The sequence below is a fragment of the Peribacillus sp. N1 genome, from assembly GCF_054600815.1.
In genome coordinates this window covers 1-229 of sequence record NZ_BAAHZO010000161.1, presented here as the reverse complement: position 1 = coordinate 229, position 229 = coordinate 1, and the positions used below count along the sequence as shown (strand labels likewise).

General features: G+C 47.6%; 1 protein-coding gene. It reads left to right on the top strand.

Annotation, left to right across the window (positions count from 1 at the left end; translation table 11 throughout):
* A partial coding sequence (locus ACYP5M_RS26910) for a preprotein translocase subunit SecA (RefSeq protein WP_459735770.1) occupies positions 1 to 229 on the top strand: 229 nt, incomplete at both ends.

Sequence of the window (229 nt, the reverse complement as noted above, 5' to 3'; positions counted from 1 at the left end):
AAGCAGGCGTATAGATAACCAGCTGCGTGGTCGGTCCGGCCGTCAGGGAGATCAAGGGGTCACTCAATTCAATATATCAATGGAAGATCAATTGATGCGCCGCTTCGGTTCGGATAACATGAAAAACATTATGGCGCGCCTTGGTATGGATGATTCCCTGCCATTTAAAAGCAAAATGGTGACTAGGGCCTTTGATTCCGAACAGAAACGGGTCGAAGGCAATAACTTC